Annotated in this window: 13 protein-coding genes; 10 read left to right on the top strand and 3 right to left on the bottom strand. The window is 68.3% G+C overall.

The genetic code is table 11. From position 1 onward, the window contains the following. Positions 1–146: 146 nt before the first annotated feature. The 7 genes from ACYVN4_RS42665 to ACYVN4_RS42635 all read left to right on the top strand — a co-directional run bounded on the left by ACYVN4_RS42665 (position 147) and on the right by ACYVN4_RS42635 (position 7,598). Entirely contained in the window at positions 147–1,712 is a 1,566-nt protein-coding gene (locus ACYVN4_RS42665) for a serine/threonine-protein kinase (RefSeq protein WP_460729576.1), read from the top strand. A gap of 33 nt (positions 1,713–1,745) precedes the next feature. Continuing rightward, positions 1,746–2,981, top strand: coding sequence for a DUF7373 family lipoprotein (locus ACYVN4_RS42660; RefSeq protein ID WP_460729574.1), 1,236 nt, complete (start codon positions 1,746–1,748; stop codon positions 2,979–2,981). A gap of 22 nt (positions 2,982–3,003) precedes the next feature. Further along, positions 3,004–4,224: a DUF7373 family lipoprotein gene (locus ACYVN4_RS42655; RefSeq protein ID WP_460729572.1), complete on the top strand. Its 1,221-nt coding sequence runs from the start codon at positions 3,004–3,006 to the stop codon at positions 4,222–4,224. A gap of 44 nt (positions 4,225–4,268) precedes the next feature. Beyond that, positions 4,269–5,495 (top strand): DUF7373 family lipoprotein, encoded by a 1,227-nt coding sequence (locus ACYVN4_RS42650; RefSeq protein ID WP_460729570.1) that lies wholly within the window; start codon positions 4,269–4,271, stop codon positions 5,493–5,495. A gap of 17 nt (positions 5,496–5,512) precedes the next feature. Beyond that, on the top strand, positions 5,513–6,736 hold the full coding sequence (locus ACYVN4_RS42645) for a DUF7373 family lipoprotein (protein WP_460729568.1): 1,224 nt from the start codon (positions 5,513–5,515) through the stop codon (positions 6,734–6,736). Between the two features lie 183 nt (positions 6,737–6,919). Next, a complete protein-coding gene (locus ACYVN4_RS42640) occupies positions 6,920–7,249 on the top strand; it encodes a WXG100 family type VII secretion target (RefSeq protein WP_379353690.1) in 330 nt (109 codons plus the stop codon). Between the two features lie 46 nt (positions 7,250–7,295). Continuing rightward, on the top strand, positions 7,296–7,598 hold the full coding sequence (locus ACYVN4_RS42635; RefSeq protein ID WP_379353692.1) for a WXG100 family type VII secretion target: 303 nt from the start codon (positions 7,296–7,298) through the stop codon (positions 7,596–7,598). Between the two features lie 198 nt (positions 7,599–7,796). Here the strand turns inward: ACYVN4_RS42635 and eccCa are convergent, their stop codons facing one another. Next, entirely contained in the window at positions 7,797–11,822 is a 4,026-nt protein-coding gene (gene eccCa, locus ACYVN4_RS42630) for a type VII secretion protein EccCa (RefSeq protein WP_460729566.1), read from the bottom strand. 80 nt (positions 11,823–11,902) lie between these two features. On the opposite strand from eccCa, the gene eccD reads away from it, so the two are divergent. Further along, on the top strand, positions 11,903–13,375 hold the full coding sequence (gene eccD, locus ACYVN4_RS42625) for a type VII secretion integral membrane protein EccD (protein ID WP_460729564.1): 1,473 nt from the start codon (positions 11,903–11,905) through the stop codon (positions 13,373–13,375). 4 nt (positions 13,376–13,379) lie between these two features. Further along, positions 13,380–14,786: a type VII secretion-associated serine protease mycosin gene (mycP, locus tag ACYVN4_RS42620; protein WP_460729562.1), complete on the top strand. Its 1,407-nt coding sequence runs from the start codon at positions 13,380–13,382 to the stop codon at positions 14,784–14,786. A gap of 90 nt (positions 14,787–14,876) precedes the next feature. Here the strand turns inward: mycP and eccB are convergent, their stop codons facing one another. After that, positions 14,877–16,364: a type VII secretion protein EccB gene (gene eccB, locus ACYVN4_RS42615; protein WP_460729560.1), complete on the bottom strand. Its 1,488-nt coding sequence runs from the start codon at positions 16,362–16,364 to the stop codon at positions 14,877–14,879. 104 nt (positions 16,365–16,468) lie between these two features. On the opposite strand from eccB, the gene eccE reads away from it, so the two are divergent. Next, complete coding sequence (gene eccE, locus ACYVN4_RS42610; RefSeq protein ID WP_460729558.1) at positions 16,469–18,115, top strand: type VII secretion protein EccE; 1,647 nt, start codon at positions 16,469–16,471, stop codon at positions 18,113–18,115. Here eccE and ACYVN4_RS42605 read toward each other — a convergent pair. Further along, complete coding sequence (locus tag ACYVN4_RS42605; RefSeq protein ID WP_460729556.1) at positions 18,112–18,675, bottom strand: NADPH-dependent FMN reductase; 564 nt, start codon at positions 18,673–18,675, stop codon at positions 18,112–18,114. The two genes, eccE and ACYVN4_RS42605, sit on opposite strands and share 4 nt — an antisense overlap. Positions 18,676–18,694: the final 19 nt, after the last annotated feature.

Below are 18,694 nucleotides of genomic sequence, written 5' to 3'. Positions count from 1 at the left end.
CCGGCCCCCGGGGACTTCGCGGCTCGGGATGTTCAGCACGCAACCAGGTTACGTGGGCCGCTTCGGCGCGCGCCGCCGTGGACCGGGCGGTCCAGTATGCTCCGGCATGCAGGGCAGGTCACCGATACATATCCAGGAGCTTTTTCATGGCGATGAGTCCCGGCACCATCGTCGGTGGCTACCGGATCGTGCGGGTGCTCGGCTCGGGGGGAATGGGCACCGTCTACCTCGCCAAGCATCCGCAGTTGCCGCGCATGGACGCGCTGAAGGTGCTGTCCGTCGACCTCACGAACAATGAGGAGTTCCGGGGGCGCTTCGAGCGCGAGGCGAATGTGGTTGCGGGCATGGACCACCCGAATATCGTCGCCGTCCACAATCGCGGCGAGGAGAACGGGCAGCTCTGGATCGCCATGCAGTACGTCGAGGGCACCGACGCCTCCGCGGAGCTGAAGCGCGACCCCACCGCCATTCCCCCGCTGCGCGCCCTGTCGATCGTCACCCAGATCGGCCGCGGCCTGGACTACGCGCATCGCCGCGGCCTGCTGCACCGGGACGTGAAGCCCGCCAACTTCCTGCTCTCCAGCGCGGCCGGCGAGGACGAACGCGCCCTGCTCGCCGACTTCGGGGTCGCCAAGTCCACCGAGGACACCACCGAGCTCACCCAGACCGGCAGCTTCGTCGCCACCATCGCCTACGCGCCGCCGGAGCAGCTGGCCGGGGAGCCGCTGGATCACCGGGCCGATATCTACAGCCTCGGCTGCTCCTTCTTCAAGCTGCTGACCGGCCGGAACCCTTATCCGGCAACGCAACCGGCGCTGGTCATGATGGGCCACCTGCACGAGCCGCCGCCGCGCGCCACCGATGTCAACCCGCATCTGCCCGCGGCGCTGGACCAGGTGTTCGCGCGGGTGATGGCCAAGAACCCGGCCGAACGCTACAACTCCTGCCGCGAATTCGCCGAGGCCGCGGCGGCCGCCCTGGTGCCCGGCTACAACCCGGTCTCCACCAACACCTCCCCCACCTATCCGATCCAGGTGGCCCCGCCGGGCATGCTCGCCCCGATCGGCGAAACCCAGAGCCGGGCAACGGTTTCCGGCCAGCAGCCCACGCCGGCGCCGAAGCGCAATCGCACTCGGCTCTACATCGGCGCCGGGGCCGCGGCGGTGGCGGTCGCACTGGCCGTGGGCATCGGCATCGTGGCCAGCAGCGGCGGAAGCGACAGCGCGACAGTGGCTTCCGCCAGCGCCACCACCGCGGCCGATCCGAACCTGAGCCCGCTGGACAAGGCACGCAAGGACAATCCCGCCTTCCAGGGCAAGATCGTCACCATGGTCGACGTGACCGGCGCGCAGTTCGACACCAAATACAGTATCTACCTGGCCGGTTCCGATCAGGCGAAGTTCCTCGAGAGCCTCGGCTTCGTCTACAACAGCCAGTACCAACCCGCCGACGGCGAGACCTCACCCCGGGCCGCCACCGGCTGGGGCTCGCTGAAGGTGCCCGACGATTCCTACATCGTCGCCGTGCGCAGCGACGAAAAGGCCGGGGGCGGTGGGCTGCTCGGCCTGCCCAGCGAGATCACCAGCTCCCGCGCCATCGTCATCCCGCTCGACGACGCGGCCGCCGTGGCCGCGGTGCGCGGTTGGACCCCGAATTCGTCGCCGACACTGCTCGCCAAATTGGTTCCGGTGCTGCACAACCGGATCAAGTAGGGTGACCCCCGAGATCGTTTTCTAGGGGGAGTCATGCGCAACCTGTTGCGCACCATCATGTCCGCGGCCGTCGCCGTCACGGTCGTGCTGACCGCGGGGTGCGGTTCCGGCCCCACGGCCCCGGCCGAGCCGACCGAGCCCGCCATCGACCTGACCAAGCTGGACACCGGGAACATGGGGACCAAACCCACGTCCTACGGCACCGCGGTCAATCTGGATCAGGCCCGGGCACTCGAGGCCGAACGGCTCGCGGACTACATTCCCCTGCCCGCGGATATCGATCCCGCGCTGAAGTATCCGGCCGCCCCCGGCACCGCCGACATCCGCACCTTCGTGAACTTCGGCTCGGGTGCGATGGTCTATCGCCTCAATGCCGAGTCGAAGGCGATGAACGACGCGGCGAAGGGCTTCATGTCGGCCTTCGTCACGGCGGGGCGATCCGAGGAGGAGAAGGAACTCGCCTATCAGGTCGAGAACGTGGTGCTGCTGTTCACCGACGACCAGTCCGCCACGGCCGCCGCGCAGGCCCTGGGCCGCACCGACTCGGCCGCGACCCCCGACTCCCAGCAGATCCCGATCGACGGGTACCCCGCCGCCTTCGCCTACGTCACCAACGACCCGGACTCGTTCCGCGTGGGCTGGCTGTACTCCTGGTACGCCACCGGACGATTCGTCATCTACACGCGCGTCTTCGACGGCGTGATGGATGCCCTGAAGACGCGGGACCTGCCGAAACTCGTCGGCCATCTGCAACGCAGCCTGCAGGTTCTGCCACCGGCCCTGGCCACGTTCCCGGCCACCCCGCAGGACAAGCTGATGGATCTGCCCATCGACCCGGACCGGGTGATCGGCCGCGCTCTGCACACCATCCTGGACGATCCCGGCCAGGCCGGAATTCCCGGCGTCTACGACCTGCACGGCGGACTGCAACTGGTCCAGGGCCCGAATTCGGCGAAGCTGCTCACGGACGCGGGCGTGGACCGCGTGGCCTGGAAGGGGCACTTCCTCTACCGCGCCCGCGATGCGGCGGGCGCGGCCCTGATAGTCGCCGACCACAGCGAGCTCAGCCACACCTTCATCCCGGCCGATTCGCCCCCGAACCTGCCGAACGCGGTGTGCCGCAAATACATCGGGCCCTCGCTCGGCGCGATTCCTTATTACTGCTTCGTGTGGCACGACCGCTACGCGGCCGAGGTGTCCGCCGGCCAGCTGCAGGACGCCCAGCAGCGCATCTCGGCGCAGTACGCCCTGCTGGTCAACCCTTTCTGACGAAGTGCCGAGGTAGCTCGAGATGTTTGCACGCCGAATTCGCTGGGCCGCCCTGACCGTTGCCACCGCAGCGCTGACCGGGTGCGCGACCCACGTGAGCGGCACTCCGATCCCCGGTGAAATAGACGTCCGCACACTGGATGTCGGCAACTACGCCACCTCCCCCCTGGAGGTGCGCTATCACATGTACCCCGACCTCGACCACGGCACGGTGCTCGCGGAGATGCGGCTCGACGGTGCCGTGGTGACCGGTCCCGAGATCGACCCGATCCTGGTCTACGGGCTCGGCTACAGGGCTTTCAGCAACCCCGACGACGGCACGCGCGTGCTGGGACTTTCCGGTACGACCACCACGTTGAAGGACGACGGCCTGCTGTTCGGCTTCTCGACCAGCGCCGCGGAGAAGGATCCGGACGACACCACCACCAAGGTGACCGAGGGCATGGAGGCGCAGGTCGTCGTCATGCAATTCCCGGACGCGGCGGTGGCAAGCAAGGCCGCCACGGATCTCGAGGCCGCCGACTTCGCCGCGCCTGCCGCCGCCGATCAGTCGGTTCCGCTGCCGAAATATCCTGCCGCCCAAGCTCATTGGCGGCCCGGCGTTCCGACGGCCGGATCCTATCTCGCGCACGGCGACTACGTAGTCAAAGCCGTTGCCGGGACCAAGGATACGGATCTGGGTCGGCTGACCGGGATCCTGCAGCAGATTTACGACGCCGAGCTGCCCCTGCTCGACGCCCTGAAACCCTTGGACCGCGAGGGCATCCTGCGCCTGAAGTACGACCCCGACAGCATGCTGCGACAGACCCTGAACGTCGACGCCTACGGAATTCCCGACTACGAATTCCAGTACGCCTCCGGCACACGGGGATTCCTGCATCAGGTCAAAGAGCAGAAGCACTGGCGAAACCTGCTGGGCGCCAATGGCGTGGACAGTTTTGCCCGCAGTGGCTGGTCCGCACCGGGCATCAGCATGCTCTTCCGGGCCGGTGACGCGCACGCGGCCGCGCAATTGGCCGCTGCCGCACTGCAACCGGCCTTTCCGACTCCGGCCGAGGCTCCGGCTCAGGTGCCCGATACCACCTGCGGGGAGAGCAAGACCTTCGACGAGTACAGCAAGAAGCGCTACCGCTGCGCGGTCCGGTACGGCCGATACGTGGCGCTGGTGGAATCAAACCAGCTCACCGACGTCCATCAGCGAGCGGCCGCTCAGTACGCCCTGATGGCCAACAGCACCTGGTAGGCATTAGCGTGTGGCCCGGCTGTTTGCTCACCGGGAGGGGAAACATGGGCAGGACGAGACGGGCGGTACTGACCGCCGCGACACTGCTGGCGGTGGCATTGACCACGGCCTGCGGCTCCGGACCCGGTGATTCGACCCCGGCCGAGCCGGTCATCGACCTGTCCAAGCTGGACACCGGCAATCTGCCGACCCAGCCCAAGATCTACGACAAGGCCGGCAATACCGACCTGGGCAAGGCCGTGGCCGCCGAGCGGCTCGCCAATTACATTCCGCTGCCGTCGGAGATGATCCCGGAGGCCAAATACCCGCCGCCCGCGATGAGCGGCGCGGTCCGCCCGTTCATCGACTTCGGTTCGGGCGCGATCAAGATGCGCACCAAGGCCGACGCCGCGGCGTTCACCGCCGCCGCACCCGGATTCCTCTCCGGCTTCGTGACCACGGCCGACTCCGACCCGGTGGCGGGCCTGTCCTACCAGTTCGAGAACCTGGTGCTGCTGTTCACCGACGAGCAGGCGGCGCACGCGGCGGCACCGGCGCTGGGGCAGGCCGATTTCGACGCGAGCCCCGGCAGTCGGCGGCTCACCATCGACGGTCACCCCGACGCTTACGCCTACCTCGACACCGAGCTCGATTTCGATGCGACCGTCCGATCCTGGTATGCCACCGGCCGATACGTCATCTTCACCTATATCTGGGACAACGTGATGGCCTCGACCGGAGTCAGTGATCCGGCGAAACTCACCGCCCGCGTCAAGCCCGCGCTCGATGCGATCCCGCCGGCGCTGGCGAAATTCCAGCCGCCCACCGCCGACCAGCTCACCGACCAGCAGGTCGACCTGGACGGCGTCCTGGGACGCGCACTGCCCACCGTCAGCGACGACCAGTCCGAGCGCGGCATTCCCGGCGTCTACGACCGGCACGGCGCGCGGCACCTGTTTCCCAGCGACGAGGACGCCGCGCTCTTCGACAAGGCGGGGGTCGACCGGGTGGCGTTCAACGGCGGCGAGGTCTTCCGCGCCCGCGACGCGGCCGGGGCCACCGCGGTCGTCGCCGCGCACAGCGAGATCTCGCGCACCTACCGCCCCGTCGACTCGCCGGTGAATCTCCCGAATGCGTTGTGCCGCAAGTACACCGGTCCGCAGCAGTACACCATCTCCTACTACTGCTTCGTCTCGCACGGTCGGTACGCGGCCGAGGTATCGGCGAACCAGTTGCTCGACGCGCAGCAGCGGATCTCGGCCCAGTACGCCCGACTGGTCAACGCACACTGATGGGAGGATCGACAATCATGCTGTCGCACCGCTTTCGAGCATCCGTGCTGCTGACGATCGCCGCGGTGACGCTCGCGGGCTGCGGGTCCAAGGTCGAGGGTTCGGCGCGACCGGGCGAAATGGACGTCCGGACACTGGATGTCGGCAAGTACCAAACCGATCCGCTGGACCTGCGCCACACCTACAGCCCGACCATGAGCGACGGCTTCGCGCTGGCCCTGCAACGGCTGGCCGATCACGTGGCGTACGGGTACGAGATCGACCCGGCCTTCGGTTACGGCACCGGCGTGGTGCCGTTCCTCGACTCCGACACCGCGAACAAGGTGCTGGCCAGGTCGACCCTCCCGGCGCTGGACTCGAACAAGATGATGTTCGGAATCTCGGTGGGGCAGAGCGACAAACAGCCCGACAAGACGGGGCAGACGCCGGACGACAGCGCGTTCACCGCGCTGACCGTCATGCAATTCCCCGACGCGGCAGCGGCTTCGAAGGCCGCGGGGGAAATAGAGGACGCCGATTTCGGTGTGGCCGCGGATCTGAATCAGCGGGTGACCCTGCCGAAATATCCCGACGCGCATTCGCATTGGCGTCCGGGCGTCGCCACCATCGGGTCGACCATGGCGCACGGCAGTTACGTCGTCAATCTGTACCTCGGTGTGAAAGATCCCGACCTGTCGCAATTGACGGCGCTCGCGCAGAAGGCTTACGACGCCCAATTGCCACTCCTGGATTCGCTGCCGCCACTGGATCGCGAAGGCGTACTGCGACTCCCGTACGACCCCGACGCCATGCTGCGCCGCACCCTCAATCCCGACGATCTTCCGCAGCCGGACTTTCTCTCCCAGGCGGTCGCCGATTCCCGTGGATTCCTGCATCGCGTGAGCGACCAGACCTTCTGGCGGAAACTACTGAGCGACAACCAGGTAGACCGGTACGCCATCTCCGGGATGAGTTATTCGGGCAGCAGCATGCTCTTCCGCACGACGGGTATCGATCGCTCACGATCGCTGGCCGCGGGCATTCTCGATCACGGCTATTCAGGCGTCGCGGACGAACCGCCCGGAATTCCGGATGCGAAATGTGGCGAGAGCGCCACGGCGAGCCAAGACTCCGGGGCCAAGCGCTTCCGATGCGTCGTCAGCTATCGCCAATACGCGGCCATGGTCGAGTCCGATCAGCTGGCCGACGTCCACCAGAGAGCGGCCGCCCAGTACGCATTGTTAGCGAACAGCACCTGGTAGAGCCTTTGTGAGCTTCCTCTCGAGTGGAGGTTGTCACCCGTTTGCCGTCAGCACTGGTCAGCGATACCGATCCTTGGATAGTGTGCTGACGAATAGCTGCAACAGGGGTGGAACCGCCGGGCCGTGACCTACGTCTAAACACTGCGAACAGGTCCGTCCGCCCGCGACTCGAAAGGAGGCACCGTGGCCGGTGCATTCGAAGCCAGTAATGACCTCATCCAGGCCAAGGCCCAGGAATTCCAGAAGACGCACGAGATGCTGATGCACTCCATCGCCGATCTCAAGCGCGATGAGGACAGCATGGTGGCGGGTTCCAACTGGAAGGGCGGCGCCGCCGACGCGTTCAACGCGTTCATGCAGCGCTACTACTTCCAGGCCGACAAGATGAACGACAAGCTGATGCAGACCGCCGAGAACCTGATCAAGGCCGGTTCCAATTACGAGGACCACGACCAGGATTACAAGGCCAAGGTCAACGCGCAGATCTCCAGCCTCGATCTCCCGGCCGTCTAACCGGTCCGGCCTCCCTTCTTTCAGACATTTGGCAAAGGAATTCACCATGGCAGCAGCAGACGGCCAGATCATCTCCGCCCATTTCGAGGGCGTCGCCGACGGCGCGATGTCGATCATCAAGCGCGCCGAGGGCGTGCGCGATCAGCTCGAGGCGTTCCACCGCAGCGTCGAGGAGTTCGTCCAGAACAACTGGAAGGGTGACGCCAACGACGCGTTCGCCGACCTCCAGCGCATGTGGAACCAGCACGTCGTCCAGCTCAACACCACCCTCAATGGCGCCGCCCAGCTCGTGCACACCGGCAACGCCGAACTCCAGATGAAGGACACGGCGCTGGCCGGTTTGTTCTGATCCGCCTCCCCGAGCCTTTAGCGGGCGGCTGAGTGCCGTTGACGGTCTCGCATCCGTACTTGCGGCAGGCACCAAAACCATCTCGGGCGTACCCGGGGAGTTACCCCGGTCGGCACGAAATCAGTGGTTACCCGGGATACGAAGAACTTCATAGCGTCTGGGCCCCGGCGTTTCGCCGGGGCCCGCTCGCGTTTCCGGTCATTCCGACGGCGGCAGCCAGCCCGTCTGGATGAGGCCCTCGCCCGCGCGGGTGACGTAGGTGCCGCGGCCCGGGGGTTGGAGGGAAGGCCGGGTGTTGCCGAACAGGACGCCCTCGTCGCGACTGCAGCTCATGATCAGGGCCGCCGAGTTGAGTTCTTTGAGGCGGTTGAAGGTGGCCTCGTACATGGCGCGGCCCGCACCGCCGGAGCGGCGGGCCAGGATGACGTGGAAGCCCAGGTCTCGGGCGTGCGCGAGGTGGTCGACGAGGGCGTGCAGCGGATTGCCGCTGGCATTGGCGACCAGGTCGTAGTCGTCGACGATGACGTAGAGCTCCGGGCCGCTCCACCACGAGCGGTCCTTGAGCTGCTGCGGGGTGACGTCCGGGCCGGGCATGCGGCGGGTGACGTAGGCGGCGAGGTCGGCCATGTTCTGGGTGAACTGGGGCGCGGTGGTGCCGTAGCCCGCGAGGTAGCCCTGCGGGACGATGCCGAGCATGGTGCGGCGGTAGTCGCCCATGATGATGCGGGCCTGGTCGGGAGTGTTCGCCGCGCAGATGGATTCGACCAGCGAGCGCAGCAGCGTGGTCTTGCCGGATTCGGAGTCGCCGATGACGACGAAGTGCTGGCTGGCGGCCAGGTCCAGCTCGACCGGGGCCAGGTCGGATTCGTTGATGCCGAGCGGGAAACGCAGACACGGCTGGGTGCGGTCCACCTGCGTGGGCCAATCACCGGCCAGGTGCAGCAGTTCTGCGCGCGGCAGCCGTTCCGGCAGCATCCGCACCACCGGGGCGGGACGGCCGGGCGTGAGCTGGGCGATGGCCGAGACTGCTTGTGCCACACCGGTTCCCAGGCTCGACGGATCCGGGTTGCCGTCGATTCGGGGCAGTGCGGTCAGCATGTGCAGGCCGTCTGCGGTCATGCCGCGGCCGGGACGCCCCATGGGCACCAGCGCGGCGAACTTGCGGCCCAGATCGGAGTCCATCGGGTCGCCGAGCCGCAGTTCGATGCGGGTACCGATCTGATCCTTGAGCGCGGGGCGCGCCTCGGCCCAGCGGTTGAGCGACAGGACGACGTGCACCCCGTACGAAAGTCCTTGCACCGCAAGGTTCATCACGGTCTGCTCCAGCAGGTCGAACTCCTGCCGGAACGCGCCGTACCCGTCGATCACCAGGAAGACGTCGCCGAACGGGTCGGCTTGCACACCCACGGCGGTCTGGTCGGCCGTGTCGGCGGACCGCAGCCGGCGGAACTCGGCCATGGATTCCACGCCCAACCGCCGGAAGCTGGCCTCGCGGCGGCGCACGATGCCCACCATCTCGGCCACGGTGCGCCGCACCGTGTCCTCTTCCATGCGGGTGGCGACCGCGCCCACGTGCGGCAGCCCTTCCAGGCCCACCATGGTGCCGCCACCGAAGTCGAGCAGATAGAACTGCACCTGTTCGGCGGTGTGCGTCAAGGACATCGCCATCACCAGCGAGCGCAAGGCGGTCGACTTGCCCGACTGCGGGCCGCCGACCACGGCCGCATTGCCACGCGAGCCGGACAGGTCCACCACCATGGGATCGCGGCGCTGATCGTAGGGCCGGTCGACGATGCCGATCGGGGCCCGCAGTGCCGCCAGGGGATTCCAGTCGCCGGTCAGGATTGAGCGCGGCAGCAACTCGTCCAGGGTCGGGGCCGCGCCCAGCGGCGGCAACCAGATCTCGTGGGCGGGGCGACCGTGCCCGCGCACCCGCGAGACCAGCATCTGCAGGTTGGAGATCTGCTCGGACTCCACCGGGGCCTCGACCGGTTCCGGCTGCTCGGGCAGCGGAATCCGGTCGGCGGCACGGAAATCCACGTGACCGGCGACGAAGGGCCGCGCGGTCACATCGATCTCCCCGGCCTGGGTGGAGACCGTGGCGTCCCGCTGCGACCCGCCGCCGACATACGGGCCGGAGACGTAGGCGGACTGGAAGCGCTGGATCTCCCCCGAATCGGACTTCAGATAGCCGCCACCGGGATTGTTGGGCAGGTTGTAGGCGTCCGGCACCCCGAGCACCTGCCGGGATTCATTGGCGGAGAACGTCTTCAACCCGATCCGGTAGGACAGGTGACTCTCCAGCCCCTTGAGCCGCCCTTCCTCCAGCCGCTGGGAGGCCAACAGCAGGTGCACGTGCAGCGACCGCCCCAGCCGCCCGATCATGGTGAACAGCTCCGCGAAATCCGGGTGCTGCGAGAGCAATTCGGAGAATTCGTCGAGCACCACGAACAACGCGGGCATCGGGTCCAGGTCCGCGCCCGCCGCCCGGGCCTTCTCGTATTCGGAGACGTTGGCGAAATTGCCCGCCGCGCGCAACAGTTCCTGGCGGCGGTTCATCTCACCGGCCAGGGCGTCGCGCATGCGATCGACCAGGTCGGCTTCTTCCTCGAGGTTGGTGATGATGGCCGCGACGTGCGCGACGCCGTCGAGCCCGAGGAAGGTGGCGCCACCCTTGAAGTCCACCAGCACGAAGTTGAGCTGATCGGGCGAGTGCGTGGCGATGAGCGAAAGCACCAGCGTCCGAAGGAATTCCGACTTACCCGAACCGGTCGCGCCGATGCACAGCCCGTGCGGGCCCATGCCGCCCTCGGCGGCCTCCTTGATATCGAGGACCACCGGCAGCCCGTCGGCCCCGACGCCGAAGGGCACCCGCAGCCGTTCGCGGCCGTAGCGCGGCTTCCACGCGGTCTCCGGTGTGAAGGTGCCGAGGACGCCCAGGCTCAGCAGTTGCGTCCAGGTCGAAATCACCTCGCCCTCTTCGCCGGTCGCCTCGGCGGCGCGCTGGGTGGCGGCCCGGTAGGGCGCGAGCCGGCGCGCCGCCTGCTCGGCCTCCTTGGCGGCGATGCGGTCGATGACCGCGAAGCGTTCCATCACACCGGTGGGCCCGCGCCCGGCACACTCGCCGTTTTCCACCACCATCTGGATGCCGCGGGAGGTGGCCAGCCGGGGTGCGTAGCCGCACAGGTCGAGGATGGTGACGCCCTCGAAGCCGTTCTCCCGCAACGGATCTTCTTCGGCCTCGAGCAGCCCGCCGTCCACCACCAGCACGATCTGGACCAGGTTCGGGTTGGGCGGCTGATTGCGGGAGTAGCGAACCCGGTTGTACAGCAGCGGATTCAGGTCCGCGTGCGCCTCCCGGATCGAGCCGTAGACCATCCGCCCGCTACCGACCCCGTCGAGGGAGTCGGGGTGCTGGGTGTGCGGCAGCCACTTGGTCCATTCCCATTCGCGCACGGTGTCGGGCCCGCAGACGACGGCGATGAGGACCTGGTCGGGCCCCTGGAACATGGCCAGTTGCAGCAGCAGGGCGCGGGTCATCTCGCGGGCCTGGGCGCGGTCGCCGGTGAGCTGCACGGCGGCGAAGCCCTTGACGGCGATGGCGGTGGGCAGATCCGGCACGGTGGAGTGGGTGCGCACGAAGCGCCGCAGCGAGACCGCGGCAATGGGTTCGAGCTCTTCGACGGGCCCAGTTTCCGGGGCGACCAGTCTGGTAGCAAGTCTCTGGCTACCGAGCCCGATGCGGGCGTGGCAGAAGTCCTTGTCCCCCGGTCGCCGCTCCCACATCCGCGTCGTCCCGGCCAGCATCCAGATCACCCCGGGCTCCGGATGACTCCACTCCACGGCCGCCCGCTGCTGCCCGGCCGTCTCCTCCACATCCCGGCGGACCTGATCCAGATAGCGCAGATAATCCTTGCGGTCCTCGTTCGCCTCGGCCGCCTTCTGCCCCTTGCCGCCCTGCCCCGCATACATCCCGACCATGGAGAACACCATCATCATCGGGAACATCAGGCTCATCGGATTGGTCGCCAGGCCGCTGCCCGAGGTGATCATGAGCGCCACCATCCCGAGCATGCCGACGCCCATCACGACGGGCATCAGCTTCGAGAACAGATTGGCCGGGACCGCCCGCGGGATCTCCGGCGGCGGCTGCAGGGTCACCTCACCGCCGGGCGAGCGAGGCAACTCCCGGCGTGGACGGCGCTGGAACCGTACGGTGCTCATCGCTGATATTCACCCATCGAAACCCGCGGACATGCGGCCTCAGTGTACGGACGGCAACCATCATGCCGTACATTGCTGGCGTGACGCACTCGCGTACGGATCATCTCGAGGATCTCCGGTCCAACCCGACGGGCACCGTCCGCGCGCCCGACCTGGCGCGAGTCACCATTCTGGCCAAGCACACCCAGGTCGACATGGCCATTCCCGTCGATGTGCCGGTGGCGCTGGTCATCCCGAGCGTGGTCGACATGGTCGATCACCACAATCGCGGCAATGACTTCGACCACGACGGTGAGCAGGTGGAACCGCACGAGTGGGTGCTGGCCCGCATCGGGCAGCCGCCGTTCTCCAACTCCCTGAGCCTGGCCGAGCAGGGCGTGCGCGACGGCGAACTGCTCATGCTCGAGAGCGCCGAGCACATCGCGCCCACCCCGCTGTTCGACGACATCATGTACAACGTCGCCATCGCCGACAGCGATCACTTCCGCGGCTGGACGCCGCGCACCGCGCGAATCACCGGATCGGCGCTGGCCGTGGCCATCATGCTGACCGGCTGCTTCGGACTGCTGGCCGCGCCGACCGCCATTCCGGGCTGGGTCAGCGCAACCGTGGCCACCTTCGTCACCCTGCTGCTGGTCACCGCCGCCATGGTGCTGGCCCGCATGTACCGCGATCACGCGAGCGCCCTGGTGCTGGGCGGCTGCGCGCTGCCCACCGCCTTCAGCGCGGGCATGCTGTTCGTGCCGAGCCACTACGGCTGGGCCAACGCATTGCTGGGCGCGGTCCTGCTGGGCGCCACCGCGATTCTGGCCTGGCGAGTGAGCGGGGTCGGGCTGGGCCTGTTCATCGGCGCGACCACGCTGGCCGTCTTCGCCATCCCGGCCAGCCTGGTGGGCCTGCTCACCGACCTGCCCGCACGCGCCATCGGCGGCGGCGCGGCGACCCTCGGACTGGCCGGATTATCCTTGGCACCAAGGATTTCCATGCTGCTGGCCAAACTGCCGCTGCCGCCGGTCCCGGCTCCGGGTACCCCGATCGATCCCACCGAGGACGATCCCGACGACCATCGCGCGCTGCCCACCCTCGAGGCGCTGCGGCTGAAATCCGAACGGGCACGCGAATATCTGGCCGGTCTGGTGACCGCCACCACCGTCGTGGTCGTGGCCGGAGCGGTCACCGCCGTGAATCCCACTGCGGACAGCCCGTATTGGCCGGGCCTGGCACTGGCCCTGGTGTGCGCGGTGGTGCTCATGTTTCGCAGCCGCACCTACGCGGGCGCCGAACAGGCCGTGGTGCTGATCGCTGGCGGCACCGCCACCGTGCTGCTGGTGCTCATCGGTGCGGCCCTCACCCAGCGCCAACCGCTCACCATTTTCGGTGTGGCACTGGTGCTTTTCGCGGCGGCCCTGGTCCTGGGCATCATCGTGCCCCGGCAGCAGGCGACCCCGCCCATGCGGCGCGCGGTGGAACTGCTCGAATACGCGTTCGTCGCCGCGGTGGTCCCGCTGACCTTCTGGGTAACCGATCTGTACTCCTTGGTGCGCGGACTGTAGTTCGATGGGCGGCAAGGTTTTCCATGTGGCGGCGGCGGTATCCGTACTGGCGCTGGGCGTGTCGTTCGGCCTGAACCCGGGTCCGGCGCAGGCGGATCGGCCGCCGCCCATCGATGCGGGCCTACTCCCCTCGGGCAACCCGGCCGCCCCGCCGACCGAGACCGAACACCCCGCGAATTCGCCGTGCTTCAGCACCCAGGCGGGCGGCGACGGGCCGACCATCCCGCCGACGCAGCGCACCCTTGATCTGCCCGACGCCTGGCAGTTCTCGCGTGGCGCAGGACAATTGGTGGCCGTCATCGACACCGGCGTGTCCCCGCATCCGCGTCTGCCCGGCCTCATCCCCGACGGTGACTACGTGGCCGCGGGCGGCGACGGCACCGAGGACTGCGACGCCCACGGCACCATCGTGGCGGGCCTGATCGGCGCGACCCAGGTGGAGGGACAGGGCTTCGCCGGGGTCGCGCCCGACGCTCGGATCATGACGATCCGCCAGACCAGCGCGCTCTATCAGACCAAGGGCGCGGGCCGGGAGAAGGGCCCCGACGACATGCCCGACGGCTACGGCAAGATCTCCGCGCTGGCCTCGGCGGTCCGCCGCGCGGCCGACGCGGGCGCGCGGGTCATCAATATTTCGCTGGTCGCCTGCCCGACCAGCGAGCCGACCAGCGCCGATATGGGCGCGCTGGGCGCGGCCGTGCAGTACGCGGCCGTCGAGAAGGACGTGGTCATCGTGGCCGCGGCCGGCAATACCGACACCTGCAAGGCGAGCAATCCGGGCCTGGATCCGTTGCACCCCAACGACGATCCGTGGGATCACGTCAGCTCGTATGTGGTGCCCGCGTGGTGGGATGCCTACGTGCTGTCGGTCGGCGCGGTGGATGCCTTCGGCCAGCCGTCGAAGTTCACCGTCCCCGGGCCGTGGATGGGGGTGGCGGCACCGGGTGAGAACATCATCTCCCTCGACCCGCGCAATACGGGCCTGACCACCGCGAAGGTCACCAATCAGGGGCAGGTGACCCCTTACAGCGGAACGAGTTTCGCCGCACCCCAGGTCTCGGGCGTGGCCGCGCTGGTCCGTTCCCGTTTCCCGGATCTGCGTGCCGCCGATGTCATCAAGCGCATCGAGGCCACCGCGCACGCGCCCGGCGAGGGCTGGAATCCGTACATCGGTTACGGCACAGTCGATCCTGTGGCGGCGCTGACGGAGCAGGTGCCCGGCGAGCTACCGCCGAAGCGCGCCGCGGGACCGCGCGATCAGCAGCTGGCGCTCCCCAAACCCGCAGCAGCTCCGAACAATACGCCGCGCAACGTCGCCCTGATCGGCACCGGCATCGTCGCGCTACTGCTGGTCCTCGGCTTCCTGGCCTCGTTCCCGCTGCGCCGCCGCTTCGGCGACCACGACACCTGACCCGCTTCGTCATTCCGGCGTGCTTTTGGCCGGAATCCACACCTTGTGCGTTGGATCCCGGCCAAAAGCACGCCGGGATGACGAGAGGGCTCAATTCGCGCCGGGGCTTTGGGTTCGCACCGGTTCCTTGGCCGGATTCGGATCCGGTGCCACCCCGTCGTGGGCGACCATGGCGGCCTCGCGGCTCAAAGTCGGTCCGGGCGCAAGCAATCCGAGGATCGGCCAGGGCGCGGGCTCGGGTCGCACCTTCTGCGGATCCATGCCCAGCGCCTTGGCGGAGTCCAGGTTCTTGATGCCGAAGCGAACACCGTAGTCGGACACGAAGAACAGGCTGTCGTGGCGCTGACTGTCGGATTCGATACCGGTGGACTGCACGTACGCCCCCGCACCGGGCTTCATATAGAAGCTGTCCACATTCGGCCCGCTGCCGTCGGCCTGGGCCAGCGGAACCAGCTTGGCGCGGTCGGGAATCGGCATGGCGTGCCCGGTGAGCACGGCCAGTTCGGCGTGCTTGCTGCCGTCGGAGGTGTCGGCGGAGCTCAGTGGTTTCCAGGACAGGCAGTCGATGGGCTGATCCTTGCCGTCGACCAGGTCCGGCGCATGGTCGGGATAGTTGGCGATCTGTAGGGCCGAGGACACCGGCGCGCTGGTGCGGTCGGCCTGCGCGATGTAGTTGTCGGCGGCCGTCGACCGGTAGGTATTGCGAATGATGTCGGCCGTCAGCGGCGAGACGGCCTGCAGACCGTCGGGCAGCACGACGTAGAACTTGCTGTCCGTGCGCACCTGGACGACATCCCCGATGCGGTGGTCGCCGAGCGGGTAACCCGGTGCGGCACCGGCATTGTCGATGCGCGGCGCGACCAGCGGCAGCACCTCGGGAATGGCATTGAGCAGGCCCTCGCTGATCGGCCGCGGGGTGCGGCCGCGCAGATCCAGGGCGTCGGCCACCGCCCGGTCGTTGAGGTCGATCTGGGCACGCTCGTTGTCGTAGACCAGGTACGTGTGGTCGCGGCCCTGCACCAGCAGCGCCTTGCCGGACCCCATCGCGGATGCCTTGTCCGCCAAGGTCAGATCACCCACCAGCACCGAGGTGGTGAGATTGCGGCTGCCGTCGTTGGACAGCGCGTCGCACACCGTCCAGGTGCGGCCGTTGCCGCCGTCGAAGTTCAGCGAGGTCGGCGCGCCCGGAATGCCGATCAACTGGCCGCGCGGCTTCTTGGCCAGCTCGGATTCCTTGACCGTCGCGGGCTTGGCGGCATCCCCGGCGGCCAGCCGTGCCGAGGCGATGTTCAGGGCGGGATGCACCACATTGTCGAGGACCACGTAGACCGCGCCGGTGTCCTTGCCGATGAGGATCTTGTTGGACCCGATCTTGTCCTGCGGCCGCAGCAGAGCCAACACTCCGCAACCCGCCAGCGCGACACACGCGAGGATCAGTCCGGCCGTGAACGCGCGGGACTGGGACCGCATGGGATCGTGCAGCATTCGCACATCCCTGCGGACCAGCGCGTGTTCCATGCGACGGACCAGGAAGCGATATCCGCTCACCTGCCATCGGGTCGTGGGTTTGGAAGGCATCCGTGTCCCCGGCAGTCGTTGCGTTCGCCGAACACAGTACATTTACCAGGACCTTTATTCGCACTCGGCCACGGCACGGGCCGATATCGGGGAGCCGGGGACCGATGACGACGATCGATTCCGGGGTGGCGGCGGGGCGGCCGCTGCTGGGCCGGATCTCGTTCCGGAGCCTGGTCTGCGCCCAGGTGGTCGGACTGGTCGTCCTGGTTCTCGCAATGCTGTGTGGATTGTCCTGGTGGGGTGCGCTCGCCGTCGGAATAGTGGTCGGTCTGGTTCTCCTGTTACCGCTCGGCAAACGAACCGTTTCGGACTGGATCGCCACCCGCGGCCGCTTCCGCGCGCGCCGCGCCCATCCGCCCGCCGACATCATCGACTTCCGCGCGCCCGACGGCCGTTCCCTCGGGCTCTACCGGGACGGCAGCCGCGTGGTCGCGGTCGTCGAACTGCTCGCGCCCAAGGGCGGGCTGACCCGGCTCGGCCGCTCCACCGTTCAGTCCACGCACCTGCTGCCGCTGCCCGAACTCGCGAAAAGCCTGGCCCAGCACGACATCCTGCTGGCGGGCATCGACGTCGTCTCGCACGGCTTCCGCAGCCGCTCGGGCACACCCGCGGGCGCGATCTACGAATCCCTGCTCGGGCCGCTGCCCGCCACCGCGCACCGCACCGTCTGGCTGGCCATCGCGTTCGACCCGCTGCTGTGCCCCGACGCCGCGGCGCGACGCGGCGGCGGCCTCGACGGCGCGTGCCGGGCCGTCACCGTCGCCACCGAGCGCATCGTGCGCACCCTCGAGGACGGTGACTGCACGGCCCGGCTGCTCACCGCACCCGAGATCCGCCAGGCCGCCCTGCAGGTCACCGCGGGCGTGGATCCCGGTGCGCTGACCCAACATTGGCGCTACACCGAACTCGGCAACAGCGTGAACATCGGCGCGGCCGTGGATCCGGGGCAGCTCGCCGCCGACCTGCTCGCCCAGCTGTGGGTGCCCGCCTCGCGCGGCACCACCGTGGCCGTGCGGCTGCGCCCGGGCCGCAGCGCCGACACCGTGCGGATCGGCGCGGCCTGGCGGCTCACCGCCCGGGAGCTGCCGGAGGAACCGGTGCAGCAGCACATGATCTCGATGAACGGCCGCCACCGGGAGGGGCTGCTCGCGCATCTGCCGTTCGCCGTGCCGGGCCTGGACGACACGGTCCCCACCGAGATCCGCGAGATCGACGGCATCGACGCGCTGCAGCTGCCGTCGGCGGGCTGCGGACAGCTGCTGGGCTCCGACGAGGACGGCAACGGCGTCGCCATCCGCCTTGTCGGGCAGGGCATTTCGAGCGTGTTCGTGGCGGGCGAACTGTATCTCGCCCAGCAGCTGATCTTCCGGGCGCTCGCCGTCGGGGAGCGGGTGCTGATCCGCACCGACCGGCCCGAGGCGTGGCAGCAGCTGGTCACCACCATCGGCAATCCGGAACGATTGGCCCTCGCGGTCGAAACCCACCAGTCCGACGCGGATTTCACCGCCACCGTGGTCGACGGGCTGCTCGCGCCCGCGCCACACGCGGGCATCACCACGCTCTATCTCACCGGCGATCCGCTCGGCTGGCCCGGCCTCCGGCCCGACCTGACCATCCTGCAGCCCGGCGCCACCGGGAACCGCATCATCCTGCGCACCGGGAGCACCGAGGTGCCGCTGACGCTGGTCTCCATTCCGCGCGAAGCCACCTACATCGGAACACCGCGCGCGGCACAGGCTTTCGCGCGCTAGCTACCCGGATACGGGTCGGCGGCCCGGGCAGTCCGCAAAGCCGTTGCCCACCAGGACAGTTGACGCAGCATGCGGGCCGAGGCGTCGATGGCCGCGCCGTCCGTGGTCTCCCCGGCGGCATCGAACTTCCGCTTGGCCTCATGGAAACTCACGGATTCGCGCACCGACACCATGTGGATCTCGGCGACCACCTGCCGCAACTGCTCGACCGCGCGCAGGCCACCGGACAGACCGCCGTAGCTGACGAAACCGATCGGCTTGCCGCGCCATTCGCGCTTGGCGCTGTCCAGGGCCGTCTTCAGGGAAGCCGGATAGCCGTGGTTGTACTCGGAGGTGATCGCGACGAACGCGTCCGCGGCGTCGATGCGCTGCTGGAAGGCCCGCACCGCATCGGTCTCGGTCAGATCCAGCGGTAGCGGGGTATCGATCAGGTCGATGACGCCCACCTCGAAATCCGCATCGGCCCGCGCCTGCCGCAGGAACCAGTCCGCGACCACCGGCGCGAAGCGCTTCGGACGCACACTGGCGACAATGACCTCGAGCCGGAGCGGATTGTCCATGCCGCGAGCCTAATCCGAC

This window comes from Nocardia heshunensis (assembly GCF_054782115.1).
The sequence above is the reverse complement of the archived record's forward strand: the minus strand, read 5'-3'. Positions and strand labels throughout refer to the sequence as shown.

Coding starts and splice junctions, on each gene's coding strand:
- ACYVN4_RS42665 (WP_460729576.1), top strand. CDS start 147: ATGGCGATGAGTCCCGGCACCATCGTCGGTGGCTACCGGATCGTGCGG.
- ACYVN4_RS42660 (WP_460729574.1), top strand. CDS start 1,746: ATGCGCAACCTGTTGCGCACCATCATGTCCGCGGCCGTCGCCGTCACG.
- ACYVN4_RS42655 (WP_460729572.1), top strand. CDS start 3,004: ATGTTTGCACGCCGAATTCGCTGGGCCGCCCTGACCGTTGCCACCGCA.
- ACYVN4_RS42650 (WP_460729570.1), top strand. CDS start 4,269: ATGGGCAGGACGAGACGGGCGGTACTGACCGCCGCGACACTGCTGGCG.
- ACYVN4_RS42645 (WP_460729568.1), top strand. CDS start 5,513: ATGCTGTCGCACCGCTTTCGAGCATCCGTGCTGCTGACGATCGCCGCG.
- ACYVN4_RS42635 (WP_379353692.1), top strand. CDS start 7,296: ATGGCAGCAGCAGACGGCCAGATCATCTCCGCCCATTTCGAGGGCGTC.
- eccCa (WP_460729566.1), bottom strand. CDS start 11,822: ATGAGCACCGTACGGTTCCAGCGCCGTCCACGCCGGGAGTTGCCTCGC.
- mycP (WP_460729562.1), top strand. CDS start 13,380: ATGGGCGGCAAGGTTTTCCATGTGGCGGCGGCGGTATCCGTACTGGCG.
- eccB (WP_460729560.1), bottom strand. CDS start 16,364: ATGCCTTCCAAACCCACGACCCGATGGCAGGTGAGCGGATATCGCTTC.
- eccE (WP_460729558.1), top strand. CDS start 16,469: ATGACGACGATCGATTCCGGGGTGGCGGCGGGGCGGCCGCTGCTGGGC.
- ACYVN4_RS42605 (WP_460729556.1), bottom strand. CDS start 18,675: ATGGACAATCCGCTCCGGCTCGAGGTCATTGTCGCCAGTGTGCGTCCG.